Here is a 26,215-nt window from a genome sequence, read left to right as displayed (position 1 = left end):
ACCGTAACGGAATTCCCATGGCCATCACCATCCGCAAACTCGATTCGACGAGCGACGGTTTCGACGCCGCGCTGCGTGCGGTGCTCGCGTTCGAGGCGAGCGAGGACGCAGCGATCGAGCAGTCGGTCGCGAAGATTCTCGCCGACGTGAAGTCGCGCGGCGACGCCGCGGTGCTCGAGTACACGAACCGCTTCGACCGGCTGGACGCGCACAGCGTCGCCGCGCTGGAGCTGCCGCAGGACGCGCTGCAGACGGCGCTCGACGGCCTCGCGCCGAAGGCGCGCGCGGCACTGGAAGCCGCTGCCGCGCGTGTGCGGGCGTACCACGAGAAGCAGAAGATCGAGTGCGGCACGCATAGCTGGCAGTACACGGAAAGCGACGGCACGGTGCTCGGCCAGAAGGTCACGCCGCTCGACCGCGTCGGCCTGTACGTGCCGGGCGGCAAGGCCGCGTATCCGTCGTCGGTGCTGATGAACGCGATTCCCGCGCGGGTCGCGGGCGTCGGCGAAATCGTGATGGTGGTTCCGACCCCGGACGGCGTGAAGAACGATCTCGTGCTCGCCGCGGCGCTGCTCGGCGGCGTCGATCGCGTGTTCACGATCGGCGGCGCGCAGGCGGTCGGCGCGCTCGCGTACGGCACCGAGACGGTGCCGGCCGTCGACAAGATCTGCGGGCCCGGCAACGCGTACGTCGCGTCGGCGAAACGCCGCGTGTTCGGCACGGTCGGCATCGACATGATCGCCGGTCCGTCGGAGATCCTCGTGCTGTGCGACGGCACGACCGATCCGAGCTGGGTCGCGATGGACCTGTTCTCGCAGGCCGAACACGACGAGCTCGCGCAGTCGATCCTGCTGTGCCCGGACGCCGCGTTCCTCGAGCGCGTCGAGAAGGCGATCGACGAACTGCTGCCGACGATGCCGCGTCAGGACGTGATCCGCGCGTCGCTCGAAGGCCGCGGCGCGCTGATCAAGGTGCGCGACATGGCCGAAGCGTGCCGGATCGCGAACGACATCGCGCCCGAGCACCTTGAAATCTCCGCGCTGGAGCCGCAGCAATGGGGCCAGCAGATCCGCCACGCGGGCGCGATCTTCCTCGGCCGCTACACGAGCGAAAGCCTCGGCGACTACTGCGCGGGACCGAACCACGTGCTGCCGACGTCGCGCACCGCGCGCTTCTCGTCGCCGCTCGGCGTGTACGACTTCATCAAGCGCTCGAGCCTGATCGAAGTCAGCGCCGAAGGCGCGCAGACGCTCGGCGAGATCGCGTCCGAGCTCGCGTACGGCGAAGGGCTGCAGGCGCACGCGCGCAGCGCCGAACTGCGGATGAAGGGATGACGCGCGCCGGGGCCGATGCCGACGCATCGGCGCCGCTCGACGAGGAGACCCCGCGCGGGGCGGCAGCCGCCGCCTTGCCGACCATTTGACGCCGGTGCGACGCACGCCGGCTTGAGACCATGACGACGCCACAAGACATCATCCGCCGCGACGTGCTCGCGATGACGAGCTACCCGGTGCCCGACGCGAGCGGCTTCGTGAAGCTCGACGCGATGGAGAACCCGTATTCGCTGCCCGCGCCGCTCGCGGCGGCGCTCGGCGAGCGCCTCGCGCAGGTCGCGCTGAACCGCTACCCGGCGCCGCGTCCGGGCGCGCTGCTCGACAAGCTGCGCCGCACGATGGGCGTGCCGGCCGCGTGCGACGTGCTGCTCGGCAACGGCTCGGACGAAATCATCAGCATGATGTCGATGGCGTGCGCGAAACCGGGCGCGAAGGTGCTCGCGCCGGTGCCGGGCTTCGTGATGTACGAACTGTCGGCGAAATTCGCGCAACTCGAATTCGTCGGCGTGCCGCTGAAGGCGGACCTGACGCTCGACACCGACGCGACGATCGCGGCGATCGCCGAGCACCGGCCCGCGCTCGTCTATCTCGCGTATCCGAACAACCCGACCGGCACGCTGTACGACGAAGCCGACGTCGAGCAGATCATCGCGGCCGCGCAGCACAGCCTGATCGTGATCGACGAGGCGTACCAGCCGTTCGCGGAGCGCTCGTGGCTGCCGCGCGCGGCCGAGTTCGACAACGTCGTCGTGATGCGCACCGTATCGAAGCTCGGCCTTGCGGGCATCCGCCTCGGCTATCTGGCCGGGCTGCCCGCGTGGCTGACCGAATTCGACAAGGTGCGCCCGCCGTACAACATCAACGTGCTGACCCAGGCGACCGCCGATTTCCTGCTCGACCACCTCGACGTGCTCGACGCGCAGGCGGCCGAACTGCGGGCGGAACGCACGCGTCTCGCGCAGGCCGTGGCCGCGCTGCCAGGCGCGACGGTGTTCCCGAGCGCCGGCAATTTCCTGCTGGTGCGCGTGCCGGACGCGGCGGCCGTGTTCGATGCATTGCTCACCGAGCGGGTGCTGGTCAAAAACGTGAGTAAAATGCATCCGTTGCTGGCCGAATGCGTGCGGCTGACCGTCGGTTCTCCCGACGAAAACGCGCGCCTGCTGGCTGCCTTGAAACTCGCGCTGCCCGGTTGAGCCGAAGGCGCGGCGGCGCGCGACGATCAGTCCCCATTTACATCAGACTCAATCAAGGAATTGCCATGCGTGTGGCGGAAGTCGTTCGCAATACCAGCGAAACGCAGATCCGTGTGAAGCTCGATCTCGACGGTACGGGCCGGCAGAAGCTGGCCACCGGCGTGCCGTTTCTCGACCATATGCTCGACCAGATCGCGCGGCATGGTCTGATCGATCTCGAGGTCGAAGCGCATGGCGATACGCATATCGACGACCATCATACGGTCGAGGACGTCGGCATCACGCTCGGGCAGGCCGTCGCGAAGGCGATCGGCGACAAGAAGGGCATCCGCCGCTACGGCCATTCGTACGTGCCGCTCGACGAGGCGCTGTCGCGCGTCGTGATCGACTTCTCGGGCCGCCCGGGTCTCGAATTCCACGTGCCGTTCACGCGTGCGCGGATCGGCACGTTCGACGTCGACCTGTCGATCGAATTCTTCCGCGGGTTCGTGAACCACGCGGGCGTCACGCTGCATATCGACAACCTGCGCGGGATCAACGCGCACCACCAGCTCGAAACGGTGTTCAAGGCGTTCGGCCGGGCACTGCGCGCGGCGGTGGAGCTCGACGAGCGCGCGGCGGGGCAGATTCCGTCGACGAAGGGCAGCCTCTGAGTTCAGAACGGACGACGCCAATAACGACCTGACGGCTTCGGCGCGGCGCGCCGGCTCGCGATGGATCTGCTCAAATCGTTCATTTCGCTGCTGGCGCTGATCAACCCGGTCGGCGCGGTGCCGTTCTTCCTGAGCCTGACCGCGCAGCAGACGGACGACGAGCGGCGCCGCACGATCCGGATCGCGTCGGTGTCGGTGTTCTGCGTGATGACGGTGACGACGCTGCTCGGGCAGCAGATCATCAACTTCTTCGGCATTTCGGTCGGCTCGCTCGAAGTCGGCGGCGGGATCATCATGTTGCTGATGGCGATCAACATGCTGAACGCGCAGATCGGCAACACGCGATCGACGCCGGAGGAGCGCCACGAGGCCGAGCTGAAGGACAACATCGCGGTCGTGCCGCTGGCGATTCCGCTGCTCACGGGCCCAGGCTCGATCAGCACGGTGATCATCTACGCGGCGAACTCGCATCACTGGTATGAGCGAGCCGGGCTCGTCGCGATCGGCGCGGTCCTGGCTCTGCTGTGTTTCTTCGCGATGCGGCTTGCCGAGCCGATCGCGAACTGGATCGGCCGCACCGGCATCAACATCGCCACGCGGCTGATGGGTTTGATGCTGTCGGCGCTGGCGGTGGAATTCATCGTCAATGGACTGAGGGCGCTACTGCCTGCACTGAGATGAAAACTTCGATTGCGATTGTGGATTATGGGATGGGCAACCTGCGCTCGGTCGCGCAGGCGCTCAAGAAGGCCGAACCGGCCGCCGACGTGGCGATCGTCGACACGCCGGCCGCGATTCGCGCGGCCGACCGCGTCGTGCTGCCCGGCCAGGGCGCGATGCCCGACTGCATGCGCTGCCTCGGCGAATCGGGGCTGCAGGAAGCGGTGCTCGACGCGTCGCGCACGAAACCGCTGCTCGGCGTATGCGTCGGCGAGCAGATGCTGTTCGACTGGAGCGCGGAAGGCGACACGAAGGGCCTCGGCCTGCTGCCCGGCAAGGTCGTGCGCTTCGAGCTCGACGGCCAGCTGCAGGACGACGGCTCGCGCTTCAAGGTGCCGCAGATGGGCTGGAACCGCGTGCGCCAGGCGCAGCCGCACCCGCTGTGGGACGGCGTGCCCGACGACGCGTATTTCTACTTCGTGCACAGCTATTACGTGAGCCCGGAGAACCCGGCGCACACGGTCGGCGAAACGGCCTACGGCGCGCCGTTCACGTCCGCGGTCGCGCGGGACAACATCTTCGCGACCCAATTCCACCCGGAGAAAAGCGCCGAGGTCGGGTTGCGTCTGTATCGCAACTTCGTACACTGGAAGCCGTAAAACGTGGTGCGCGAGCCACAGTCGACCTGGCCGGACGGCCTGCCGCGCGGGGCTTGCACGCTTAAACGCCGAACGAGTTGTACTAAACTAGCGAGACGGCGCGGCACCGGTTTGGCCGGTACGCGCCTGATTCTTTTCATTTTCCACGACGACACCCGATTGCTATGCTGCTGATTCCGGCCATCGATCTCAAAGACGGTCAGTGTGTGCGCCTCAAACAGGGCGATATGGACCAGGCCACGATTTTCTCCGAGGACCCGGCGGCGATGGCCCGCAAGTGGGTCGATCTCGGCGCCCGGCGGCTGCATCTGGTCGACCTGAACGGCGCGTTCGCCGGCAAGCCGAAGAATCTCGAGGCGATCGAAGCGATCCTCGACGAAGTCGGCGACGAAATCCCGGTGCAGCTCGGCGGCGGCATCCGCAGCCTCGAGACGATCGAGAAGTATCTCGACGCCGGGCTGTCCTACGTGATCATCGGCACCGCCGCCGTGAAGAATCCGGGCTTCCTGCAGGACGCGTGCACTGCGTTCGCGGGCAGCATCATCGTCGGGCTGGACGCGAAGGACGGCAAGGTCGCGACCGACGGCTGGAGCAAGCTGACCGGCCACGAGGTGATCGATCTCGCGCGCAAGTTCGAGGACTACGGCGTCGAATCGATCGTCTACACGGACATCGGCCGTGACGGGATGCTGCAGGGCATCAACATCGACGCGACGGTCAAGCTCGCGCAGGCGGTCGGCATTCCGGTGATCGCAAGCGGCGGCCTGTCGAACCTCACCGACATCGAGCAGCTCTGCGAAGTGGAAGAGCATGGCGTCGAAGGCGTGATCTGCGGCCGTGCGATCTACTCCGGCGATCTCGATTTCGCGGCCGCGCAGAAGCGCGCGGACGAACTGAACGGCGAACTCGACGACGCCTGAGCGCGGCGGCGTCTTCCTCGCCGGGGCTGCCCACGGGCGGCCCCGACCGGACGCCTCGCGCGAGGCGTTCGCAACCGGCCGTCCCACCGCGGCCTATGGCGCAACATCATGGCTCTAGCTAAACGCATCATCCCCTGCCTGGACGTGACCGCCGGGCGTGTCGTCAAGGGCGTCAACTTCGTCGAACTGCGCGATGCCGGCGACCCCGTCGAGATCGCCCGCCGCTACGACGACCAGGGCGCCGACGAACTGACGTTCCTCGACATCACCGCGACCTCCGACCAGCGCGACCTGATCCTGCCGATCATCGAAGCCGTCGCATCGCAGGTCTTCATTCCGCTGACCGTCGGCGGCGGCGTGCGCGCCGTCGAGGACGTGCGGCGCCTGCTGAACGCGGGCGCGGACAAGGTCAGCATGAACTCGTCGGCGGTCGCGAACCCGCAGCTCGTGCGCGACGCGGCCGACAAGTACGGCTCGCAGTGCATCGTCGTCGCGATCGACGCGAAGCGCGTGTCCGCCGACGGCGAACCGCCGCGCTGGGAAGTCTTCACGCACGGCGGCCGCAAGGGCACGGGCCTCGACGCGATCGAATGGGCGCGCAAGATGGCCGAGCTCGGCGCGGGCGAGATTCTGCTCACGAGCATGGACCGCGACGGCACGAAGTCGGGCTTCGACCTCGCGCTCACGCGCGGCGTGTCGGACGCGGTGCCGGTGCCGGTGATCGCGTCGGGCGGCGTCGGCTGCCTGCAGGATCTCGCGGACGGCATCAAGGACGGCCGCGCCGACGCGGTGCTGGCCGCGAGCATCTTCCACTACGGCGAGCACACGATCGGCGAGGCGAAGCGCTTCATGTCCGACCAGGGCATCGCGGTGAGGCTGTGATGAATACCGAAACGAATTCCCTGCCGGCGTGGCTCGACAAGGTCCGCTGGGACGATAACGGCCTCGTGCCGGTGATCGCGCAGGAAGCGTCGACGAACGACGTGCTGATGTTCGCGTGGATGAACCGCGAGGCGCTGGCGAAGACGATCGAGACGCAGCGCGCGGTCTATTACTCGCGCTCGCGCAAGCGCCTGTGGTTCAAGGGCGAGGAGTCGGGCCACGTGCAGCACGTGCACGAGGTGCGGCTCGACTGCGACGAGGACGTCGTGCTGCTGAAGGTCGAGCAGGTGTCGGGCATCGCATGCCACACCGGCCGGCATTCGTGCTTCTTCCAGAAATTCGAAGGCAACGTGGACAGCGGCGACTGGGTCGCGGTCGATCCGGTGCTGAAAGATCCCGAACACATCTACAAATGACGCAATCGACCGAAGACACGCTGCTGCGCCTCGCGGCCGTGATCGATAGCCGCAAGGGCGGCGACCCCGAACAATCGTACGTCTCGCGCCTGTTCCACAAGGGCGACGACGCGGTGCTGAAGAAGATCGGCGAAGAGGCGACGGAAGTCGTGCTGGCCGCGAAGGACGTGCGCCAGGGCGGCGCGCCGACGGCGCTGGTCGGCGAAGTCGCCGACCTGTGGTTCCACTGCCTCGTGATGCTGTCGCATTTCGACCTGAGCCCGGCCGACGTGATCGCCGAGCTCGAGCGCCGCGAAGGGCTGTCGGGGATCGAGGAAAAGGCGCTGCGCAAGCGTCGCGAGCGCGAGGAAAACGGCGGCTGACATGCATCGGCCCGCCGCGGTGGCAACAGTGCGGTAAGCTGTAAGAATTGTCATCCAACGGGGGTAGCATCATGACCGATACGCCGAGCCAGTTTCCGACGCCGTCGGTGCCGGGCGCAGCAGACGCCGAGCGACTGAACGGTCTGCGCACGCTGACGCACGTGCTGTACGGCCTCTATGCGATTCATTGGCTGACGGGCGGTGTCACCGGCATCATCGCGATCATCATCAACTACGTGAAGCGCGGCGACGTGGCCGGCACGCCGTACGCCGACCATTTCGAGTGGCAGATCCGCACCTTCTGGCGCGCGCTGATCGCTTACGTGATCGGCTTCGCGCTGATGTTCGTGGTGGTGGGATTCGCGATCATGTTTGTCACGTGGATCTGGACGCTGTACCGTATCATCAAGGGTTGGCTGTACCTGAACGACAACAAGACGCTCGATCCGCAGGCCTGGTTCTGACGGCGCGCGGGCGTTTCGCAGGAGCAACATGAGTCACGATCCGAATTGCCTGTTCTGCAAGATCGCGGCGGGCGAGATCCCGAGCACGAAGGTGCACGAGGACGACGAATTCGTCGCGTTCCGCGACATCCGCCCGGCGGCCGAGACGCACGTGCTCGTGATTCCGCGCCGGCACGTGCCGACGCTGTCGGCGGCGAGCGACGCCGATGCGCCGATGCTCGGCCGGCTGATGCTGCTCGTCGCGCGTCTGGCCGATCAACTCGGCGTCGCGTACACGGGCGGCGAAACCGGTTTTCGCACGGTGATCAACACGGGCCCCGGCGGCGGGCAGGAGGTCTACCACCTGCACGCGCACATCCTGGCCGGCCCGCGCCCGTGGCAGCGGATGGGTTGACGCAGCGGGGCGTTTCCCCGCATCGATAGTCGAAGCCGGCGTGCCGCCGGCGATTTGCGCCGCGACGCGGCGTGGTTGAGGAGAGGTTTCATCATGGGTGGATTGAGCATTTGGCACTGGCTGATCGTGCTGCTGATCGTCGCGCTGGTTTTCGGTACGAAGAAGCTGCGCAACATCGGCAACGACCTCGGCAGCGCAGTGAAGGGTTTCAAGGACGGCATGAAGGAAGGCGACACGCCGGCCGACGCGCAGCAACTGCCGCGCTCGGGCTCGGTCGACGTCAACGCGAAGGAAACGACGCGTTCCGACTCGAACAAGGCGTAACGCCGGCACGCTGACAGGCATTCGCGATGCTGGATCTCGGTCTTTCGAAGATGGCGCTGATCGGCGTCGTCGCGCTCGTGGTGCTCGGCCCCGAGCGCCTGCCGCGCGTCGCGCGTACGGCAGGCGCGCTGTTCGGCCGCGCGCAGCGGTACATCAACGACGTGAAGGCCGAGGTCTCGCGCGAAATCGAACTCGACGCGCTGCGGACGATGAAGACCGATTTCGAAGCGGCCGCGCGCAATGTCGAAACGACGATTCACGACAACCTGCGCGAGCACGAGAAGGAACTGAACGACACGTGGAATTCCGCGGTCGGCGGTCTCCACGAGGGCTCGGTCGATGCCGGCACGTACGGCAACGACACGCCCGCGGCGCCGTCGTGGCGCAGCGGCAGCACGGCCGCGCTCGCACGCAAGCGTCGCAACTGGCGTGTGAAGCAGGCGGCGACGCCTGTCTGGTACAAGCGCGCGACCACCCGCCGCACGCACGTGCAGTCGGGCGCCGCGCGTGTCGCGCGCCACCAGCCGGCCAGCCTGCGCCGGCCGACGCGCTTCTTCTGAGCCGAGCGCATGCTCGCTCGTCAATCCTACCGAGGGCCGGTGTGAGCGACCCCCAGCAGAATCCGGGCGACGCCCCGGAAGAAACCTTCATTTCCCATCTCGTCGAGCTTCGCGATCGCATCATTCGCGCGGGGCTGGCCGTGATCGTCGTGTTCCTCGGGCTCGTGTACTGGGCGCCCGACATCTTCCGGCTGCTCGCGCGGCCGCTGATGGAAAACCTGCCGAAGGGCGGCAGGATGATCGTCACCGACGTCACCGGCTCGTTCTTCGTGCCGATGAAGGTCACGATGCTCGTCGCGCTCGTGATCGCGCTGCCGATCGTGCTGTACCAGATCTGGGCTTTCGTTGCGCCGGGGCTGTACCAGCACGAGAAGAAGCTCGTCGCGCCGCTCGTCGGCAGCAGCTATTTCCTGTTCCTGTGCGGGATGGCGTTCGCGTACTTCCTCGTGTTCCCGACCATCTTCCGCGTGATGGCGCACTACAACGCGCCGCTCGGCGCGGAGATGTCGACCGACATCGACAACTACCTGAGCTTCGTGCTCGGGATGTTCATCGCGTTCGGCGTCACGTTCGAGGTGCCGATCATCGTCGTGCTGCTCGTCCGGATGGGCGTGCTGTCGCTGAAGAAGCTGAAGGAGATGCGCCCGTACGTGATCGTCGGCGCGTTCATCGTCGCGGCGGTCGTCACGCCGCCGGACGTGTTCTCGCAGCTGATGCTCGCGCTGCCGCTCGTCGTGCTGTTCGAAGTCGGGCTGCTCGCTGCGCGATTCTTCGTGCCGAAGCCGGCCGAAGAACCCGAGGCAGAGAACAACGGCGCCGCCAGTTGACTCACGTGTGGCGCGCGGCGGCCCGCATGAGGGGCGCGCGCGGGATGCGGCTCCTCGGCAACATCAACGCGGGCCGGGTGAACGGAACGCGCAGACGGTGACGGAGAACGCAGCTTCACCGTGAAGCAGCGGCGATACAACGCAAAAGGGCAGCTCGACATCGAGCTGCCCTTTTTGCTTGCCGGCGGCGCTGGCGGCGCACGGCGCCTGCCGCCCGGTGTCATTCGGAGTCGCTGTCCTGCTCGTCGAGCGTCTGCTTCGGCGGCGGCGGCCGCTTGCCGATCACGACGTTCACGTCGAACTCCTTGCCCTTGCGCACGACGTGCACCTTGGTCGGCGTGCCCGGCTTGATCTGCGCGACGGTGTTCAGCAGCTTCGTCGTGTCGGTGATTTCGTCGCCGTTCACGCTGACCAGGATGTCGCCGGGCTTGATCCCGGCCTTGTCGGCCGGGCCGCCCTGCAGCACGCCGGCGACGATCGCGCCCGACTTCTGCTGGAGCCCGAACGACTCGGCGATCTCCGGCGTGACGTCCTGCGGCTCGACGCCGATCCAGCCGCGCGTGACCGAGCCCGTCGTGATGATGCTTTCGAGCACGGTGCGCGCGGTCGACACGGGAATCGCGAAGCCGATCCCGAGCGAGCCGCCCGAGCGCGAGTAGATCGCCGTGTTGATGCCGAGCAGGTTGCCGTTCACGTCGACGAGCGCACCGCCCGAGTTGCCGGGGTTGATCGGCGCGTCGGTCTGGATGAAGTTCTCGAACGTGTTGATGCCGAGGTGATTGCGGCCGAGCGCGCTGATGATGCCCATCGTGACCGTCTGGCCGACGCCGAACGGGTTGCCGATCGCGAGCACGACGTCGCCGACGCGCGACTGGTCCGAACGGCCGAGCGTGATCGTCGGCAGGTTCGTCATGTTGATCTTCAGCACGGCCAGATCGGTTTCCGGGTCGCTGCCGATCACCTTCGCGGTGGCCGTGCGGCCGTCGGCGAGCGCGACTTCGATCTGGTCGGCGCCGTCGACGACGTGCTGGTTCGTTAGAATGTAACCTTCCGGGCTCACGATAACGCCGGAGCCGAGGTTGGCGGCCGGTTCGTCCTGCTGCTTGCGGGCGTTGCGGTCGCCGAAGAAATAGCGGAACAGCGGATCCTTCGCACGCGGATCGGGCGGCAGCGAGCCGTCCTTGCTGGAGAATACGTTGACGACGGCGGGCATCGCCTTTTGCGCGGCTTCGGCGTACGACGTGGTCGCCGGTGCCCCGCCGATGCCCGGCGCGACTTCCCGCAGCGCGACGATCGGCGTGGCGAGCTGCTTGCCGAGCTGTCCTTGCCGTTGCAGCCATTGCGGCTTGAGCGTCACGACGATGAACATCAGCGCGAGCAGCACCGTTACCGCCTGCGCGAAGAACAGCCAGAAGCGTCTAAGCATCTGAATGGATTAGAGGTTTATATGGATCGGATCGAACTCGAATTGTACTTGAACAATACCCTTGAAACCGCGCGCTTCAAGGACTATTGCCCGAACGGCCTGCAGGTCGAGGGGCGCCGCAAGATCGAGAAGATCGCCACCGGCGTGACGGCGTCGGTCGCATTGCTCGAAGCCGCGCTCGAGTGGGGGGCGGATGCGGTGCTCGTTCATCACGGCTACTTCTGGCGCAACGAGGCGCCGCAGATCACCGGCCGCAAGTACCAGCGCCTGAAGCTGCTGCTCGCGAACGACCTGAACCTGTTCGCGTTCCACCTGCCGCTCGACGCGCATCCCGAGTTCGGCAACAACGCGCAGCTCGGCGAGAAGCTCGGGCTGATCGGCGAACAGCGTTTTGGCGACGGCGACCTCGGCTGGATGGCCACGCTGCCGATGCCCGTCTCGCTCGAGCACTTCGTCGCGAAAGTCGAAAACACCTTGGGCCGCACGCCGCTCGTGCTCGGCGATCCGGACATGCAGCTGCGCCGCATCGCGTGGTGCACGGGCGCCGCGCAGAGCTATTTCGATGCGGCGATCGATGCCGGCGCCGACGTGTTCCTCACGGGCGAGGTGTCGGAATCCGTCACGCACGCGTCGGCCGAGAGCGGCGTCGCGTTCGTTGCGGCAGGGCACCATGCGACCGAACGTTACGGAATCCAGGCGCTTGGCCGCCACTTGTCCGAAGAATTCGATATCGAACACCTTTTTATCGATATTCATAATCCGGTCTGAGGGCCGGATTTGCGGCGGCGCATCGAAATTTCGCAATGTAGCGGGTACTTAAAAGCGCAATGATTTAATCGCTCCGATAGTGGGGGGAAACCCTTAACTATCAACTACTTCGAAGGGATTTTCATCTCCGGGCCTTGTAAATGGCGGCTCCATTCGAGCAAACTAGCGGCGGAATGAAAAGTCGTGACGGAAAATCCAACTCAGAAGTGGGGCGTGTGATGCGAGACAAGGAAGAGAAACGCGTCGACAGCGGCCGCCGTACCTGGCTGATTGCGACATCCGTAGCAGGTGGCGTGGGAGGCGTAGCCACCGTCATACCTTTCGCGGCGTCGCTTGCGCCGTCAGCGAAAGCGAAAGCGGCCGGCGCACCGGTCGAGGTCGACATCAGCGGCCTGAAGCCCGGCGAGATGGTCACCGTGCCGTGGCGCGGCAAGCCGGTCTGGATCCTGAACCGCACCGACGACATGCTGGCCGACGTCGTCAAGGCCGACAAGGAAGTGGCCGATCCGACCACGAAATCCCCGTATTCGATGCCGTTGCCCGCGTATTGCGCGAACGAATATCGCTCGCGGGCCGATCGCAAGAACATTCTCGTCGTGATGGCCGTGTGCACGCACCTCGGCTGCACGCCTAGCCAACGCTTCACGCCGGGTCCGCAGCCGAACCTGCCGGACGACTGGCCGGGCGGTTTTCTGTGCCCGTGCCACGGTTCGACCTACGACCTCGCCGGCCGCGTGTTCAAGAACAAGCCGGCGCCTCAGAATCTCGACATCCCGCCCTACATGTTCACGTCGGCGACGACCCTCGTGATCGGCAAGGACGAGAAAGGAGAAGCGTGATGGCAGCCGACAACAAGGAAGTCTCCACGACAGGTGTGACCGGCTGGATCGATCAGCGCTTCCCGCTCACGTCCACCTGGAAGAAGCACGTTTCCGAGTACTACGCGCCGAAGAACTTCAACTTCTGGTACTTCTTCGGCTCCCTCGCGCTGCTGGTGCTCGTCAACCAGATCGTCACGGGCATCTTCCTGACGATGAACTACAAGCCCGACTCCGTGCTCGCGTTCGCGTCGGTCGAGTACATCATGCGCGAGGTGCCGTGGGGCTGGCTGATCCGCTACATGCACTCGACCGGTGCATCGATGTTCTTCGTCGTCGTGTACCTGCACATGTTCCGCGGGTTGATGTACGGGTCGTACCGCAAGCCGCGCGAACTCGTATGGATCTTCGGCTGTGCGATCTTCCTGTGCCTGATGGCCGAGGCGTTCTTCGGCTACCTGCTGCCGTGGGGCCAGATGTCGTTCTGGGGCGCGCAGGTGATCGTGAACCTGTTCTCGGCGATCCCGTTCGTCGGTCCGGACCTGTCGTTGTGGATCCGCGGCGACTACGTCGTGTCCGACGTCACGCTGAACCGCTTCTTCGCGTTCCACGTGATCGCGATTCCGCTGGTGCTGGTCGGCCTCGTCGTCGCGCACCTGGTCGCGCTGCACGAAGTGGGCTCCAATAACCCGGACGGCATCGAGATCAAGGCGAAGAAGGACGCGAACGGCATTCCGCTCGACGGCATCCCGTTCCATCCGTACTACTCGGTGCACGATTTCTTCGGCGTCTGCGTGTTCCTGATGGTGTTCGCAGTGATCGTGTTCTTCGCGCCGGAGATGGGCGGCTACTTCCTGGAGTCGAACAACTTCGTGCCGGCGAACCCGCTGCAGACCCCGCCGGAGATCGCACCGGTGTGGTACTTCACCGCGTTCTACGCGATGCTTCGGGCCACCACCGATCCGTTCAAGATCGTGCTGATGATCGTGATCGCGCTGCTCGGCGTGCTCGCGCTGATCCGTGCGCGCGGCAAGTGGAAGGTCGGCCTGCCGGTGCTGGCTGCGGCGATCGTCGTGTTCATGTTCCTGACGGAATCGAAGTTCTGGGGCGTCGTCGTGATGGGTTCGGCGGTGATCACGCTGTTCTTCCTGCCGTGGCTCGACCGCAGCCCGGTGAAGTCGATCCGCTACCGGCCGCTGTTCCACAAGGTGTTCCTCGGGATCTTCGTCGCGGCATTCCTGACCCTCGCGTTCCTCGGCACGCGGCCGCCGTCGCCGGCCGCGACGCTGATCGCGCAGGGTTGCGCGCTGATCTACTTCGCGTTCTTCCTCGGCATGCCCGTCTGGACGCCGCTTGGCACGTTCAAGCAGCCGCCGGAGCGGGTGCGCTTCAAGCCCCATTAACGTGAGCGAGGAGAGGACGACATGAAGAAACTGCTTTCGACGCTCGCGCTGATCGGGGCGACGGCCGTGGCGCTGCTGGCGGCGCCGGCCGCACGCGCGGAAGGTAATTTTCCGCTCGACCGGGCGCCCGATAACACGGAAAATCTCGTTTCGCTTCAGCACGGCGCGCAATTGTTTGTAAACTATTGCCTGAACTGCCACAGCGCGAACCTGATGCGCTACAACCGTCTGACGGATCTGGGCATATCCCAGAAGGAGATCGAAAAGAATCTCCTGTTCACGACCGACAAGGTCGGGAACACGATGTCCGTCGCGATGCGGCCCGAAGACGCGAAGAACTGGCTCGGCACCACGCCGCCCGACCTGTCGGTCGAGGAGCGGGCGCGCGGCCGCGACTGGCTGTACACGTATCTGCGCAGTTTCTACCGCGACGATACGCGGCCGACCGGCTGGAACAACGCGGTGTTCGAGAACGTCGGCATGCCCCACGTATTGTGGCAACTGCAGGGGCAGCGCACGGCCAAATTCGAAGACAAGACGGACGAGGAGACGGGCGAGAAGGTCCACACGCTCGTCGGCTTCCAGCAGGTCACGCCGGGCACGTTGTCGTCGCCCGACTACGATGCTGCGGTGGCCGACCTGGTGGCCTATATGACATGGATGTCCGAGCCGGCCCAGCAGACCCGCAAGCGCCTCGGCGTGTGGGTGCTGGTCTTTCTCGGTGTCCTGACTTTCCTGTCCTGGCGGCTCAATGCCGCGTACTGGAAAGATATCAAGTAAACACGCCTGACCGGCGTGGGGCCGGCGCAAGGCACAACCCGTGAAAGGGGTTGCGCCGCGTGCCGGCCCTCGGCTTTTTTGAGGAAACGCAAATATGATGGTTCTGTATTCCGGCACAACTTGCCCGTTCTCCCAGCGTTGCCGGCTGGTGCTGTTCGAGAAGGGCATGGACTTCGAGATCCGCGACGTCGACCTGTTCAACAAGCCGGAAGACATCTCGGTGATGAACCCGTACGGTCAGGTGCCGATTCTGGTCGAGCGCGACCTGATCCTGTACGAATCGAACATCATCAACGAATACATCGACGAGCGCTTCCCGCATCCGCAACTGATGCCGGCCGATCCGGTGCAGCGCGCGCGTGCGCGCCTGTTCCTGCTCAATTTCGAGAAGGAACTGTTCGTTCACGTCAGCACGCTCGAGAACGAGAAGGGCAAGGCAGCGGAGAAGAACCACGAGAAGGCGCGCCTCGCGATTCGCGATCGCCTGACGCAGCTCGCGCCGATCTTCGTGAAGAACAAGTACATGCTCGGCGAGGAGTTCTCGATGCTCGACGTCGCGATCGCGCCGCTGCTGTGGCGTCTGGATCACTACGGCATCGAGCTGTCGAAGAACGCTGCGCCGCTGATGAAGTACGCCGAGCGGATCTTCAGCCGTCCGGCGTATATCGAAGCACTGACGCCGTCCGAAAAGGTCATGCGTCGCTGATGGTGCAATGAGTGCATGACGGAGCGGGCGGCGCGGCGTGCCGCGTGCCCGCTCCGGGTTCGAGGATTGTGATGCAAGAGATTTCAACGAAGCCTTATCTGCTGCGCGCGCTGTACGAGTGGTGCACCGATAACGGTTACACGCCGCATATCGCGGTGAGGGTCGACAACTCGACGCGCGTGCCGCGTCAGTTCGTGCGTGACGGCGAGATCGTGCTCAACATCAGCTTCGAGGCCACGAGCCAGCTGCAGATGGGTAACGAGTGGATCGAGTTCACCGCCCGGTTCTCCGGGAAGGCGCACAAGATCGAGATTCCGGTGGCCAACGTGCTCGCGATCTACGCGCGCGAGAACGGGCAGGGGATGGCGTTCCAGGTCGATGCGGTCGCGGGCGAGGGTGCGGATTCGGGTGCATTCGAAGACGATGCCGCGCAGGCGGACGATGCGTCGCGTGACGAGTCGCCGGCCGTGTTGACGCCTGTCGCCGATGGCGGTGCGAACGAGGAGCCGTCCGAAGGCGCCGACGAACCGCCGAAAACCGACGGCGACGGCTCGAAAGGCGGCAGCAGACCTCGCCTCAAGATCGTGAAATGAGGTAGAATCTCGCGCTTACGCCGGCTTAGCTCATCTGGTAGAGCAGTTGATTTGTAATCATCAGGTGGCGGGTTCGAGTCCTGCAGCCGGCACCATATCCAGCAAGGGGTTACGCGATGTTTGCGTAGCCCCTTCGCGTTTCCAATACCTCAGCGCGTCTTCAATCCGCGTCGGTGCGGTTTTTGTGCTTGGCTACGCAACGCGCTAGGCGGCTCGGCCAAGGTTTGCATCCCACTCGCTACAGAGTTTGCGGAAGGAGCGACACCGATCAAACGTCTGTTGCAAATCCATAAGCGCGGCGAACGCTGGCTGGTCAGTGACGGGGCCGTATGAGCCTTTGGTCATCCTAGTCCTAAGCCATCCTTTAGCGTCACGCGGGGATTCTGCATCGACAGTCAGATCAGCCGGTGCGACCGTGAGGCTGCGTTGACCGTTGAGCGATGCTGCGGCGCCGATGAACCACGCCTCAAACTCCCGCTTTGCGATCACAACGGAGACCCGGTGTTCGTCGATTTCGCGCGCACGGGCCAGCAAGGCTGTCGCCAACTCGACAGGACAATCATCGTCTGCATCGAGGAGGATCAATATCCAGCCGTCGTCCCCGCATTGCATTCGGGCGAGCTTAAGGTAGCGCGCGAACTCATCTTGCGAATTGATGAATCGATCGCGAGGTACCCTGTTCGGTCGCTCAATCTCGATATAGTCTTCTGTCGGGCGCCATTCTAGCAACCGACGCAGCAGCACGGGCAACGCACTTACCTCGCCGTAGCCTTCAACGATGGACGCAATTTTCATATTGCCCCCGGCCCGAACAGTGACGGCTGCCGTAGCTCCAATTGCTTGATCCGTTCCGGGTCCGGCTGAATCTGGCCGAGTTTGAGCAGTTCCCCGGCCGAGAACAAGTGCTGTCGGATGGCTTCTCGCGAAGCGTTGTCGATCTCATCGACTTTCGTGTCACCGGCCTGCGAGACGACCGCGAGGATCTGGTTGTCACGAACGCTCGGATCGTCGAGCAGATCCGGACTGTGACTGGTCACTATGATTTGTGTTTCCGCTGATGCTCTGTTTAGAGCTTCGCGCAGTGCGGCACTTGCCGCGGGGTGCAAAGCGGTCTCCGGCTCCTCGATTCCAATAAGCGTGGGGGCGAAGTCGCGATTGCCTTGAAACAGGGCGGTCAAAACGCCTACTGCCCTGAGTGTTCCGTCGGACATGTTCTGGGCCGCGAAGCGCCACGGATCGCGCGAGCCGCGGACGTCTTGGCGAAACTCGAGGGTCTCCATCGGTCCAACAGGAATACGTCGTACTGCGTGAACCGTGGGTACAACAGTCTGGAGGTACTCTTCAACGATGCCGAGTGCGCCGGGATTCACCTTTTCGAGGTGGCCAATAACACTTGCGATGTTCTCTCCCTCGGGCTTGAGCAAGCGACCTTCTTGAGCCTTTTGCAGCTCACGCATCAACTTAGGATTAAGGTTGTAAAAGCCCATGCACGTGAGCGCGTCGAATATTGGCCGAAACGCGCTTAGGCCGGATAGTGCGACCAATGCAAGGCGGTCACTGGTCAGGGCCGGAATGGTGGCTTCGCTGCTTTGGACAACCTTACCGCGCTCAATGCGGTAGTACGGGCCTTTGCCCAGTCCGCCGCCGAGGCTGCATTCTTCCGCCAATACCTCGAACCCGCGGTTTTTGACCGCGCCGATGTTGAACGCGTAGTGTGCCGGCGTACCATCTACGCGAAATTCAATCCGAATGCCGAAATGGGTCGGGTGTCCGCCAGACCGGCGCCGTACTTCGGCCCATCCCCCCCGGACATTGAGCGCCTGCTCCAGCGAGCTAGTGAGAGCGTCTGTCACGAGGTGCAGAGAGTCGACGAAGTTGCTTTTGCCGGCACCATTCGCACCGACGAGATATGTCAGTGGCCCGAGACGTACGTCGCATTCGCCGATGCTGCGATAGTTTCGCAGGACGACACGCGAAATGAAGGGCAGGTTGGTCATCGACAGAATCTTCCAAGGGTGGGGTGCTAAATCTTACCAGTCGGCACGTGCCCGCCAGTCGGCAGTGTGATGTGGCTGATGCGTTTCCAATCGTCGCCAGAACCTTGTCTGATAAGGCGCAGAAGCGCGCGGTAATCTGCGGTTTTGGAAACGCGTAATCATGCTAAGTTGCTGTAATAATTGAATAATTCAAGTGCTTTGTAATCATCAGGTGGCGGGTTCGAGTCCTGCAGCCATCCGAAAAGGGGTTACGGAATTTTCCGTAACCCCTTTTTCGTTCATGCGGCCGCACGCAGCGCCGTGGCGTACGCCATCGTTGTCCCCCTTTTCCTGTCACGCCCGCGTCACGCGGCACCCCTAACGTTGCACATTCCCGTCGCGGCAGCCTCTTCGCGATCGGGGCGTGCGTGACCGCATGCGACGCCGTGCCCGTGTCGCGCAGCGGTCAGCCGGGATCTCGCTCCCGCCAACGTATCGGCTTATGCCTCGCACCATTCCATTCGAAAACAAGATCGACGCCGATCGAACCGGATCGCGGACGATCAGGAGACAGGGACCATGTTGAGTCCGCATGAATTTTCCATGCTGCTGCGCATCGCGCGTGCGCCGGACAGTGTCGACCTCGCGAACCCGGCATTCGCCGTGCTTGTCGAAAAGCGGCTCGTCGACGATATGCAGGTACGCGTGAACGCGGTCGCCGCGCGCCCGGCGCTGACGCCGATCGGCCAGATGCTGCTGGCCCGCTTCGGCGAGGCGGCCTGATCGAAGCGGACAGCGAAGACAGCGGGAGAGAAGCGTCACGCCTTCGCCGCAGCGAAGAACGTGACGCAGTGAAAGCGCGGCGAACCGCCTATTGCGCGACCGGCACGGTCACGTCGCTGCCGAACCAGTGCATCGAGATCTTCTTCAGCGTGCCTTCCTTGCGCAGCGAATCGAGCGCATCGTTGATCGCCTTCTCGAACTTCGGATTGCCCTTGCGGAACGGGATCGCCATCTCCTGCTTGCCGCCGTTCAGCACCGCGCCCGAGCGCAGCGGCAGGTTCGACGTCTTGATCATGTACGGCAGCATCAGCCGGTCGTCGAGCGTCGCTTCGATCCGGCCCGCGGCGAGATCACGCAGCTTTTCCGGCGCACCCGGATACGTCTGCACCTCGATGCCCGGCACGCTGCGCGCCATCTGGTCGTAGTTGGTGCCGAGCGTCACGCCGAGCTTCTTGCCCTTGAAGTCCTCGAGCGACTTGAAGTTGCGCGTGTCGTCCTTGCGCTGAATCAGCTGCGCGGCGGAGTACGTGTAAGGCTCGCTGAAGTCGAGCGCTTCCTTGCGCTGCGGCGTGATCGTCACCTGGTTCACGATCACGTCGAACTTGCCGGCCTGCAGCCCAGCGATGATGCCGCTCCATTCGGTCGGGACGAACTGCGTCTTCACGCCAAGCTTGCCGGCAACCGCATTCGCGACGTCGACATCGAAGCCTTCGAGCTGGCCCGACGTGCCGCGCGAGTTGAACGGCGGATACGTGCCTTCCAGGCCGACGCGCAGCACGCCGGCTTTCTTCACCGAGTCGAGCAAGTCTTCCGCGTGCGCGGCGACGGCCGTGAAACCGAGGGCCGACGCGAGCAGCAGGCCCGACAGCAGGAACTTCGAACGTTTCATCGCAGATCTCCAGTTGTTCAGTGTGGTAATTGGGCGCCGGGCATCGAGCATGCCCGGGCTGGGCCGGAATGCGGGCACGTAGACACTACTCGCAACCGCGCCGCGCCGAAAGTCGAATTGGCCCTGATTGCAATCGATTCCACGTGGCGGCGGCCGGGTAACGCAGCGTGACGACGCGGCGTACCGGCGGCGAACGCTCGCTCGAAAGTCAGCGCGGCATGTTCCGAATACGCTTAAAAAATACTCTTTTAAATCAGGGCATTTTTCCCATTCGCGCAGTCATTTGTCTGTAAAATCGCGCGAGCGAAATCGCTCAACGCGCCATCCGAGGGCGCGTCAAAAGAAGAAAAGGCCGTTGCCATGAACATGCAGAACACTGTTGCCGCGTTGCGCGGCGGGTTGCTTCAGCAGGACCGGCTGCTGAAGCTCGATACTCCGTTGGGTGCGAACGTGCTCACCGTGCAGCGGGCGGTCGGCCGCTCGCGCATCGGGCGCGCATACGAATTCACGCTGGACGTGCTGTCGACCGACGGCGATGTGGAACTCAAAAAGCTGATCGCGCAGCCGGTCACGTTGTGGATTCAGCAAGGCGATCGCAGCTACCGGCCGGTGAACGGCTACGTGCACACCGCACGCCGCCTCGGCGCCGACGGCGGGCTCACGACCTATCAGCTGACGTTCGCCGATTTCACCCATTTCCTGAAGTTTCGTCGCGACCAGCGCATCTGGAACGACACGACGGTCGACCAGATCATCAGCGATGTGCTGAACCAGCATCCACAGGCGCGCGGTCATTTCCGCTTCGCGCTGGCGACGCCGCTGCCGAGCCGCTCGTACACGCGCCAGCACGACACCGACTGGCATTTCGTGCACCGGCTGATGGAGGGGGAAGGCCTTTACACCACGTGGCAGCAGGCCGACGACGGCAAGTCGCATACGCTCGTGATCACCGACAACCTGCAGGCGTTCGTGCCGCTGTCGCCCGAGACCGTGCGCTTCTATCGCGGCGGTGCGGCGAGCGAAGCCGACGCGTTCACGCAATGGTCGGGCACGCGCACGCTGCAGAGCGTGACGCGCACGACACGCACGTTCGACTACAAGAATCCGTCGCAGCCGTCGAACCCGAAGGGCACGACGCTGCCGACGATGGCCGGTCAGGGCGAATTGCCCGATCAGCTCGAAGTCTACGAGTACACCGGCGCGTACACGTATCTGGACCAGACGCGCGGCGACCATCTGACGAAGCTCCGGATGGAGCAGTGGGAGTCGGAGGCGAAGCGCTTCCATGGCGCGGGCGGCGTGCGTGCGATCGATGCAGGGCGGCGCTTCACGCTGTCGGATCATCCCGAGCACGATCGCGATCCGGCCGACCAGCGCGAATTCGCGGCGATCGGCGTCGAATGGTGGATCGAGAACAACCTGCCCGTTGCGAGCAGCAGCGCGGACTTTCCGTACAGCCTGCGCGAAGCGTTGACGCAAGCGCAGGAGGGCTACGGTGCGGCCCCCGCGTTTCGCGTGCCGCACGACGACGGCTCGGTCGGCTTCTATCTTGTCGAAGTCGAAGCACAGCGCGTGAGCGTGCCGTATCGCAGCCCGTTCGAACACGAGAAGCCGAAGATGCATCTCGAGACGGCGATCGTCGTCGGGCCGCAGGGCGAGGAAGTCTATACGGACGAGCTGAACCGGATCCGCGTGCAGTTCGTGTGGGATCGCCTGAACCCCGGCAACGAGAATGCATCGTGCTGGGTGCGTGTGGTGCAGTCCGATACCGGCGGCGGCTACGGCGGCGTGCACGTGCCGCGCATCGGCGAGGAAGTGCTGATCGACTATGTGGGCGGCGATTGCGACCGGCCGCTGGCAGTCGGGCGCGTGTACAACGGTGCGAACCAGCCGCAATGGCATAGCAACGGGATCCTGTCCGGGTATCGGTCGAAGGAATATTCGGGCAGCGGCTACAACCATCTGGTGATGGACGACGCGACCGGGCAGAACCGCGTGCAGCTGCTGAGCAGCAGCGCGAACAGCCTGCTGCATCTCGGCTATCTGATCGACCAGAACGGCAATTCGCGCGGCTCGTATCTGGGCAGCGGCTTCGACCTGCGCTCGGACGCATACGGCGCGGTGCGCGCGAGCCAGGGCCTGTACGTCACCACTCATCCGAAGGCGCCGAACAGCCAGCCGCTCGACGTGAAGGAAGCGCAGCAGCAGCTCGTGAACGGCGAGAGCCTGGTGGAAGCGCTGTCGGGCGTGAGCGAGCAGCATCAGGCGGAAAGTCTGAAGGACGCACACGACACGATGCGCGCGTTCACCGACGCGACGCAGGACAGTGTGTCGGGCAACGCGTCGGGCGGACGTACGGCAGGCGGCGGCACGGGCAGCGCGAATGCGTTCAAGGAGCCGGTGATGCTGTTCGGCAGCCCGTCGGGGATCGCGATGTCGACGCAGCAGTCGCTGCATATGGTCGCGAACGATCACGTGAACGTGGCGAGCGGACAGAGCGTGCATGTCGCGGCGGGCAAGTCGCTGATCGGCAGCATCGGGCAGAAGCTGAGCCTGTTCGTGCAGAACGCGGGGATGAAGCTGTTCGCGGGCAAGGGCAAGGTCGAGATCCAGGCGCAGTCGGACAACGTCGAGGTGACCGCGCAGAAGGCGGTGAAGGTTGTGTCTGCAACCGACAGGATCGAAATCGCGGCTGATCAGGGGATTCTGCTGACGAGCGGCGGCGGGTATATCCGCATCAAGGACGGCAACATCGAGATTCATACGCCGGGCGCGGTCGACGTAAAGGGTGCGTCGCACACGTTCGCGGGGCCGGCGAGCATGGGGTATCCGTTGCCGAGCCCGCGGCCGGACCAGCCGGGGCAGCTCGAGCTGTTTCACAAGTACGTGAACGGCGAGGCGGTGAAAGGCGGCCTGTTCACGGTGAAGGACGTGAACGGCGCCGTGCTGAAGAAGGGCGCACTCGACAACAGCGGTTATACGGTTGTGAGCGGCTTGCCGCCGGGGGCGGTGCGCGTCGAATTCGGGAAAGACCCGCGCGAGTCGGATCAGCCGGCGAACTATTTCAAGCAGGCGCAGTGGCCGGCAGAGCCCGTGCAACCGTCGCCCGAGGCCGCGCAGGCAGCGGCGAGCGGACAGCTCGCGAGCCAGCTGCAGGGAATGGCGCCGGCCGCGACGGCAGCGGCGATGGGGCTTGCGGGCGGCGGCGGCGCGGGTGCTGCGCTTGGCGGACTCGCGAGTTCCGCGTTGCCGGCTGCGGCGAGCGCGTTGGGCGGAGCCGGCGTGGCGTCGGCGATGCAGACGGCCTCGAGCCTGAGCGGTGCGGCGAAGCAGGTGGCCGGGATGGTCCAGGCCGCACGTCAGGGCGGGCTTGCCGCGCTGGCCGCGCCTGCGGCGAATGCGGCGTCCGGGGCGTTGCAAGGTGCATTGCCGGGTGCTTTGCCGGGCGTCGCCGGGATCGCGGGCAAGGGCGCCACGACCGTTGCGTCCGTCGCGCGCGGCGCGACAGGCATGAAACTGCCGACGAGCGGGTTTGGCGGACCGCTGAAATCCTGAGAGAGCACGGCTTGTCAGCCGTCTTGAGAAAAACGAATTGAACGAACAACGACATGGCACAACAACTTCCACCGGGCGCTGAGAAGGAACAGGCCGTTTCCTGGCTCAGCGATGTTTCCCCCAAGGATGTCGCCGCGGTCGGCAACCGCTTCGACGCGTGGTTGCGACGGATCAGCGGCAACCACATCACGTTCGAGGACGTGAAGACGTTTGCCGGTGCGGTGCCGATCATCGGCAACATCATGGCGATGGTCGACGCGCTGGGCGATATCGCCGAAATCATCGAGAAGCGCGGCGGCCAGGTGCTGGACTACATGAGCCTTGCGATCAACCTGCTCGGCATCATTCCGATCCCGCCGACGCTCGCGCCGTTCCGGATGTCGGCGCGCCCGCTGCTCGCGCTCGTCCGTCACGAATTGCTGGCAACCCGCAGCAATCTCGGCGCGGCGATCATCTCCGTGCTGGTCACGCATATCAACGCGACCTGCGCGACCGAGATCGAGGATTTTCTCAACAAGCTGAAGGCCGGCCTCGTCGAACTGCTCAATGGATGCGCATCGACGTGCCAAGAGATCATGCTCGCGCTGGCAACTGGCATGGACAAGGCGCTGCATGGGCAGCTCTTCGACGCCAACGCGAACCTGAAGCGGCAGCAGGAACTCGCAAAGAAGATGGCGGACGACCGGCCGTGGTACAGCCCGAGTCGCGTCGGCGACGGCATCCAGTTCGCGTACGAGGGCACCAAGGCACTCGGGAAGAAGGTGGCGAACAAGACGGCGGGCACGGCGGCGAAGCTCGCGCCGGATGCGTGGCTCGAGCCGTTTCGCGGCACGGTGACTTTCCTTCGGGCCGAAGCGCCGAAGATCGCCGCGTCGATTCGATCGCTTGCCGGCAGCGAGGAAGGCAAGATGATGTGGCTGGTCTTGCAGCTGATCGAAGCCGTCGGTCGCGTGAAGGCGCGCTCAAAGCTTCATGAACAGAGTGCGGACGTCAAGGCAAGCGGGAAGAGCCAGGCAAAGAAGACGCGCGAGCAGGAGGGGCTGGAAAAAACCAACGGACAAGCGCCGGCCGAAGGACCGGGGAAGAGCGCGTGCAAGGCATGCGGGCTCGGGGCATCGCCGGCTTCGATCGATTTCGCGTTCGGTGACGAAACGTTCTCCCACGTGGATTTCGACCTGCCGGGCGCCATGCCGCTCGTGTGGGAACGCACCTATCGCTCCCGGTTGTCGGCCTATGACAATGGCGAGTTGGGCGCGCGATGGATTACGCCCTATACGACGCGAATCGACATCAAGAACGGTCAATGGATCTATCGCGATGCGGAAGGGCGCAGCATCGAGTATCGGGCACTCGCGGCCGGCGCGGTGCATGATGATCTGTCCGAGAACCTGACGCTGTCGCGGCTCGACGATACGTGGGTGACGATCGCATACGGCCATGACATGCTGCACGCGTACGAGCGCCGTGGCGACGCGTTCCGGCTTGCGATGCAGAAGGACCGTGCCGGCAATACGGTCACGCTCGACTACGACGCGCTTGATCGCCTTGCACGCGTGATCGATGCGAGCGGCAATGTGCTCGCGTTCGAGCACGACAGATATGGCCGTATCGTGCAGATCGAGCACGTGCTCAAGGACGGCGCGCGTCGCACAGTGGCGAGCTACGAATACGATGTGCACGGGGATCTCGTGCGTGCGACTGATCGTCATGGCAACGCACGCACGTATCAGTATCGCCGTCACCTGGTCACGCGCTATACAGATCGCACGGGTCGCGGGATGACGCTCGAATGGGACGGCGCGGATGCGGAAGACAACGCCGACGCGAAATGCATCCGCGAATACGCGGACGACGGCAGTCTCGATCTCCGGCTCGCATGGAATCCGAACATCCGTCTGACGTACGTGACCGACGCGCTCGGCCAGATGACCCGGTACTACTTCAACATCCACGGTTACGTGTATCGGATCGTGTATCCGGACGGCAATCAGGAGTGGTTCCGCCGCGATGCCCACCACAATCTGGTGTTGCATATCCGACAGGATGGCAGCATCGAACGGCGCGAATACGACGCCCGCGGCAATCTGGTTCAGCACGAGCGGGCGGACGGCAGCGTCGTCGAGATGGCGTACGACGACAAGGATCAGATGATCCGGCTCGTCGATCCGAACGGACATGTGTGGCAGCGCAAGTACGACGATGCCGGAAACGTCGTCGAGGAAATCGATCCGCTCGAACACTCGACGAAGTATGAATACAACGACAAGGGTTTGCCGACGCAGATCACCGATGCGAAGGGAGGCTCGAAGACGCTCGAGTACAACGATGCCGGGCAGATGACGAGCTATACGGACTGCTCCGGAAAGAAGACGGAGTGGTGGTACGACGATATCGGGCGTGTGATCGAGACGAAGGATGCGGCCGGTGGCGTGGTTGCCTATCGTTACGGCCCGAACGGACAACCGACGGAAGTTCGTTCGCCAGCCGGTGTCGAGCAGGTCCAATACGACGCCGAAGGCCGCTTGTTGCGGCATACCGATCAGCTCAATCGTTCCACGCGATATGGCTATGATGCGGCCGGACGCATCGCGAGCCGCGCAGATGCGCTCGGGCAGACGGTTGCGTATCGCTATGACCGTCTCGGTCGCTTGAGCGCGCTGACCGATGCGAACTTCGCGACGTATCAGTTCCACTACGATCCGGCCGGCCGCCTGATCGAAGAAGTCGGTTTCGACGGCAAGTCGACGCGCTATCAGTACGATCCTGAGAGCGGCAGCCTCGTTTCGATCGATGAAGCGGGTTGCGTGACTTCGGTCGACGTCGATTCGAATGGCCGTTTGCTGAAGCGCGTCGCGGGACAAAGCGAGGAA

General features: G+C 64.4%; 27 protein-coding genes and 1 tRNA gene. 24 read left to right on the top strand and 4 right to left on the bottom strand.

The genetic code is table 11. The features are described 5' to 3' along the window. The first annotated feature begins 17 nt into the window (after window positions 1-17). The 14 genes from hisD (at window position 18) to tatC (ending at window position 9,648) form a co-directional block, all read left to right on the top strand. On the top strand, window positions 18-1,334 hold the full coding sequence (hisD, locus tag Q3A80_RS25175; RefSeq protein WP_446331570.1) for a histidinol dehydrogenase: 1,317 nt from the start codon (window positions 18-20) through the stop codon (window positions 1,332-1,334). 119 nt (window positions 1,335-1,453) lie between these two features. After that, window positions 1,454-2,527, top strand: coding sequence for a histidinol-phosphate transaminase (gene hisC / locus Q3A80_RS25170; protein WP_446331569.1), 1,074 nt, complete (start codon window positions 1,454-1,456; stop codon window positions 2,525-2,527). Between the two features lie 65 nt (window positions 2,528-2,592). Then, on the top strand, window positions 2,593-3,180 hold the full coding sequence (hisB, locus tag Q3A80_RS25165) for an imidazoleglycerol-phosphate dehydratase HisB (protein WP_006751804.1): 588 nt from the start codon (window positions 2,593-2,595) through the stop codon (window positions 3,178-3,180). A 60-nt stretch (window positions 3,181-3,240) separates the two neighbouring features. After that, the gene (locus Q3A80_RS25160; RefSeq protein ID WP_322026676.1) at window positions 3,241-3,861 is read left to right on the top strand and encodes a YchE family NAAT transporter; all 621 of its coding nucleotides are present in this window, start codon (window positions 3,241-3,243) and stop codon (window positions 3,859-3,861) included. Continuing rightward, complete coding sequence (hisH, locus tag Q3A80_RS25155; protein WP_446331568.1) at window positions 3,858-4,499, top strand: imidazole glycerol phosphate synthase subunit HisH; 642 nt, start codon at window positions 3,858-3,860, stop codon at window positions 4,497-4,499. The genes Q3A80_RS25160 and hisH overlap by 4 nt, the downstream gene beginning before the upstream one ends. 164 nt (window positions 4,500-4,663) lie before the next feature. Next, complete coding sequence (hisA, locus tag Q3A80_RS25150; RefSeq protein WP_446331567.1) at window positions 4,664-5,419, top strand: 1-(5-phosphoribosyl)-5-[(5-phosphoribosylamino)methylideneamino]imidazole-4-carboxamide isomerase; 756 nt, start codon at window positions 4,664-4,666, stop codon at window positions 5,417-5,419. 108 nt (window positions 5,420-5,527) lie between these two features. Further along, a complete protein-coding gene (gene hisF, locus Q3A80_RS25145; RefSeq protein ID WP_446331566.1) occupies window positions 5,528-6,301 on the top strand; it encodes an imidazole glycerol phosphate synthase subunit HisF in 774 nt (257 codons plus the stop codon). Further along, on the top strand, window positions 6,301-6,717 hold the full coding sequence (gene hisI / locus Q3A80_RS25140) for a phosphoribosyl-AMP cyclohydrolase (protein WP_446331565.1): 417 nt from the start codon (window positions 6,301-6,303) through the stop codon (window positions 6,715-6,717). Before hisF ends, hisI begins: the two co-directional genes overlap by 1 nt. Continuing rightward, window positions 6,714-7,079 carry a phosphoribosyl-ATP diphosphatase gene (locus tag Q3A80_RS25135; RefSeq protein ID WP_044845953.1) on the top strand — a complete coding sequence of 122 codons (366 nt, stop codon included), beginning with the start codon at window positions 6,714-6,716 and terminating at the stop codon, window positions 7,077-7,079. Before hisI ends, Q3A80_RS25135 begins: the two co-directional genes overlap by 4 nt. 71 nt (window positions 7,080-7,150) lie before the next feature. Beyond that, on the top strand, window positions 7,151-7,543 hold the full coding sequence (locus Q3A80_RS25130) for a DUF4870 family protein (RefSeq protein ID WP_040143134.1): 393 nt from the start codon (window positions 7,151-7,153) through the stop codon (window positions 7,541-7,543). 28 nt (window positions 7,544-7,571) lie between these two features. Next, a complete protein-coding gene (locus Q3A80_RS25125) occupies window positions 7,572-7,937 on the top strand; it encodes a histidine triad nucleotide-binding protein (RefSeq protein ID WP_121859086.1) in 366 nt (121 codons plus the stop codon). Window positions 7,938-8,030: 93 nt separating this feature from the next. Further along, the gene (tatA, locus tag Q3A80_RS25120) at window positions 8,031-8,261 is read left to right on the top strand and encodes a Sec-independent protein translocase subunit TatA (protein WP_040143138.1); all 231 of its coding nucleotides are present in this window, start codon (window positions 8,031-8,033) and stop codon (window positions 8,259-8,261) included. Window positions 8,262-8,287: 26 nt separating this feature from the next. Further along, window positions 8,288-8,821: a Sec-independent protein translocase protein TatB gene (tatB, locus tag Q3A80_RS25115; protein ID WP_446331564.1), complete on the top strand. Its 534-nt coding sequence runs from the start codon at window positions 8,288-8,290 to the stop codon at window positions 8,819-8,821. Window positions 8,822-8,862: 41 nt separating this feature from the next. Further along, on the top strand, window positions 8,863-9,648 hold the full coding sequence (tatC, locus tag Q3A80_RS25110; protein WP_446331563.1) for a twin-arginine translocase subunit TatC: 786 nt from the start codon (window positions 8,863-8,865) through the stop codon (window positions 9,646-9,648). A gap of 220 nt (window positions 9,649-9,868) precedes the next feature. Here the strand turns inward: tatC and Q3A80_RS25105 are convergent, their stop codons facing one another. Then, complete coding sequence (locus Q3A80_RS25105; protein WP_057924757.1) at window positions 9,869-11,074, bottom strand: Do family serine endopeptidase; 1,206 nt, start codon at window positions 11,072-11,074, stop codon at window positions 9,869-9,871. A 21-nt stretch (window positions 11,075-11,095) separates the two neighbouring features. Here Q3A80_RS25105 and Q3A80_RS25100 point away from each other — a divergent pair, with 21 nt between their 5' ends. From Q3A80_RS25100 to Q3A80_RS25070, 7 genes are all read left to right on the top strand, one after another. Then, entirely contained in the window at window positions 11,096-11,842 is a 747-nt protein-coding gene (locus Q3A80_RS25100; RefSeq protein WP_446331562.1) for a Nif3-like dinuclear metal center hexameric protein, read from the top strand. A 218-nt stretch (window positions 11,843-12,060) separates the two neighbouring features. Then, window positions 12,061-12,681 carry a ubiquinol-cytochrome c reductase iron-sulfur subunit gene (petA, locus tag Q3A80_RS25095; RefSeq protein ID WP_009691892.1) on the top strand — a complete coding sequence of 207 codons (621 nt, stop codon included), beginning with the start codon at window positions 12,061-12,063 and terminating at the stop codon, window positions 12,679-12,681. Further along, the gene (locus Q3A80_RS25090; RefSeq protein WP_446331561.1) at window positions 12,681-14,063 is read left to right on the top strand and encodes a cytochrome b; all 1,383 of its coding nucleotides are present in this window, start codon (window positions 12,681-12,683) and stop codon (window positions 14,061-14,063) included. The genes petA and Q3A80_RS25090 overlap by 1 nt, the downstream gene beginning before the upstream one ends. Before the next feature lie 21 nt (window positions 14,064-14,084). Beyond that, window positions 14,085-14,843, top strand: coding sequence for a cytochrome c1 (locus tag Q3A80_RS25085; protein ID WP_446331560.1), 759 nt, complete (start codon window positions 14,085-14,087; stop codon window positions 14,841-14,843). 94 nt (window positions 14,844-14,937) lie between these two features. Further along, window positions 14,938-15,549 (top strand): glutathione S-transferase N-terminal domain-containing protein, encoded by a 612-nt coding sequence (locus Q3A80_RS25080; protein WP_006400565.1) that lies wholly within the window; start codon window positions 14,938-14,940, stop codon window positions 15,547-15,549. A 71-nt stretch (window positions 15,550-15,620) separates the two neighbouring features. After that, window positions 15,621-16,142 carry a ClpXP protease specificity-enhancing factor gene (locus Q3A80_RS25075; protein WP_446331559.1) on the top strand — a complete coding sequence of 174 codons (522 nt, stop codon included), beginning with the start codon at window positions 15,621-15,623 and terminating at the stop codon, window positions 16,140-16,142. A gap of 19 nt (window positions 16,143-16,161) precedes the next feature. Continuing rightward, a tRNA-Thr gene (locus tag Q3A80_RS25070) sits at window positions 16,162-16,237 on the top strand. Between the two features lie 109 nt (window positions 16,238-16,346). On the opposite strand, the gene Q3A80_RS25065 is transcribed toward Q3A80_RS25070, so the two are convergent. Together Q3A80_RS25065 and Q3A80_RS25060 are read right to left on the bottom strand one after the other, a co-directional pair. Beyond that, window positions 16,347-16,937 (bottom strand): DUF4276 family protein, encoded by a 591-nt coding sequence (locus Q3A80_RS25065; protein ID WP_034193993.1) that lies wholly within the window; start codon window positions 16,935-16,937, stop codon window positions 16,347-16,349. After that, a complete protein-coding gene (locus Q3A80_RS25060; RefSeq protein ID WP_446331558.1) occupies window positions 16,934-18,139 on the bottom strand; it encodes an AAA family ATPase in 1,206 nt (401 codons plus the stop codon). The genes Q3A80_RS25065 and Q3A80_RS25060 overlap by 4 nt, the downstream gene beginning before the upstream one ends. A 558-nt stretch (window positions 18,140-18,697) precedes the next feature. Here Q3A80_RS25060 and Q3A80_RS25055 point away from each other — a divergent pair. Next, window positions 18,698-18,901 (top strand): hypothetical protein, encoded by a 204-nt coding sequence (locus Q3A80_RS25055; protein WP_446331557.1) that lies wholly within the window; start codon window positions 18,698-18,700, stop codon window positions 18,899-18,901. A gap of 88 nt (window positions 18,902-18,989) precedes the next feature. Here the strand turns inward: Q3A80_RS25055 and Q3A80_RS25050 are convergent, their stop codons facing one another. Then, on the bottom strand, window positions 18,990-19,790 hold the full coding sequence (locus tag Q3A80_RS25050) for a transporter substrate-binding domain-containing protein (protein ID WP_014722334.1): 801 nt from the start codon (window positions 19,788-19,790) through the stop codon (window positions 18,990-18,992). Between the two features lie 360 nt (window positions 19,791-20,150). Here Q3A80_RS25050 and tssI point away from each other — a divergent pair, with 360 nt between their 5' ends. Further along, on the top strand, window positions 20,151-23,345 hold the full coding sequence (gene tssI / locus Q3A80_RS25045) for a type VI secretion system tip protein TssI/VgrG (protein WP_446331556.1): 3,195 nt from the start codon (window positions 20,151-20,153) through the stop codon (window positions 23,343-23,345). 53 nt (window positions 23,346-23,398) lie between these two features. Continuing rightward, on the top strand, window positions 23,399-26,215 hold a 2,817-nt coding region (locus tag Q3A80_RS25040; RefSeq protein WP_446331555.1), incomplete at its 3' end, for a DUF6531 domain-containing protein.

Source organism: Burkholderia sp. SR8 (assembly GCF_052851275.1).
The sequence above is the reverse complement of the archived record's forward strand: the minus strand, read 5'-3'. Positions and strand labels throughout refer to the sequence as shown.

Bases quoted from the DNA above. Each gene is read 5' to 3' on its own strand.
- hisD (WP_446331570.1), top strand. From the start codon at position 18: ATGGCCATCACCATCCGCAAACTCGATTCGACGAGCGACGGTTTCGAC.
- hisC (WP_446331569.1), top strand. From the start codon at position 1,454: ATGACGACGCCACAAGACATCATCCGCCGCGACGTGCTCGCGATGACG.
- hisB (WP_006751804.1), top strand. From the start codon at position 2,593: ATGCGTGTGGCGGAAGTCGTTCGCAATACCAGCGAAACGCAGATCCGT.
- Q3A80_RS25160 (WP_322026676.1), top strand. From the start codon at position 3,241: ATGGATCTGCTCAAATCGTTCATTTCGCTGCTGGCGCTGATCAACCCG.
- hisH (WP_446331568.1), top strand. From the start codon at position 3,858: ATGAAAACTTCGATTGCGATTGTGGATTATGGGATGGGCAACCTGCGC.
- hisA (WP_446331567.1), top strand. From the start codon at position 4,664: ATGCTGCTGATTCCGGCCATCGATCTCAAAGACGGTCAGTGTGTGCGC.
- hisF (WP_446331566.1), top strand. From the start codon at position 5,528: ATGGCTCTAGCTAAACGCATCATCCCCTGCCTGGACGTGACCGCCGGG.
- hisI (WP_446331565.1), top strand. From the start codon at position 6,301: ATGAATACCGAAACGAATTCCCTGCCGGCGTGGCTCGACAAGGTCCGC.
- Q3A80_RS25135 (WP_044845953.1), top strand. From the start codon at position 6,714: ATGACGCAATCGACCGAAGACACGCTGCTGCGCCTCGCGGCCGTGATC.
- Q3A80_RS25130 (WP_040143134.1), top strand. From the start codon at position 7,151: ATGACCGATACGCCGAGCCAGTTTCCGACGCCGTCGGTGCCGGGCGCA.
- Q3A80_RS25125 (WP_121859086.1), top strand. From the start codon at position 7,572: ATGAGTCACGATCCGAATTGCCTGTTCTGCAAGATCGCGGCGGGCGAG.
- tatA (WP_040143138.1), top strand. From the start codon at position 8,031: ATGGGTGGATTGAGCATTTGGCACTGGCTGATCGTGCTGCTGATCGTC.
- tatB (WP_446331564.1), top strand. From the start codon at position 8,288: ATGCTGGATCTCGGTCTTTCGAAGATGGCGCTGATCGGCGTCGTCGCG.
- Q3A80_RS25105 (WP_057924757.1), bottom strand. From the start codon at position 11,074: ATGCTTAGACGCTTCTGGCTGTTCTTCGCGCAGGCGGTAACGGTGCTG.
- Q3A80_RS25100 (WP_446331562.1), top strand. From the start codon at position 11,096: ATGGATCGGATCGAACTCGAATTGTACTTGAACAATACCCTTGAAACC.
- petA (WP_009691892.1), top strand. From the start codon at position 12,061: ATGCGAGACAAGGAAGAGAAACGCGTCGACAGCGGCCGCCGTACCTGG.
- Q3A80_RS25090 (WP_446331561.1), top strand. From the start codon at position 12,681: ATGGCAGCCGACAACAAGGAAGTCTCCACGACAGGTGTGACCGGCTGG.
- Q3A80_RS25085 (WP_446331560.1), top strand. From the start codon at position 14,085: ATGAAGAAACTGCTTTCGACGCTCGCGCTGATCGGGGCGACGGCCGTG.
- Q3A80_RS25080 (WP_006400565.1), top strand. From the start codon at position 14,938: ATGATGGTTCTGTATTCCGGCACAACTTGCCCGTTCTCCCAGCGTTGC.
- Q3A80_RS25075 (WP_446331559.1), top strand. From the start codon at position 15,621: ATGCAAGAGATTTCAACGAAGCCTTATCTGCTGCGCGCGCTGTACGAG.
- Q3A80_RS25065 (WP_034193993.1), bottom strand. From the start codon at position 16,937: ATGAAAATTGCGTCCATCGTTGAAGGCTACGGCGAGGTAAGTGCGTTG.
- Q3A80_RS25060 (WP_446331558.1), bottom strand. From the start codon at position 18,139: ATGACCAACCTGCCCTTCATTTCGCGTGTCGTCCTGCGAAACTATCGC.
- Q3A80_RS25055 (WP_446331557.1), top strand. From the start codon at position 18,698: ATGTTGAGTCCGCATGAATTTTCCATGCTGCTGCGCATCGCGCGTGCG.
- Q3A80_RS25050 (WP_014722334.1), bottom strand. From the start codon at position 19,790: ATGAAACGTTCGAAGTTCCTGCTGTCGGGCCTGCTGCTCGCGTCGGCC.
- tssI (WP_446331556.1), top strand. From the start codon at position 20,151: ATGAACATGCAGAACACTGTTGCCGCGTTGCGCGGCGGGTTGCTTCAG.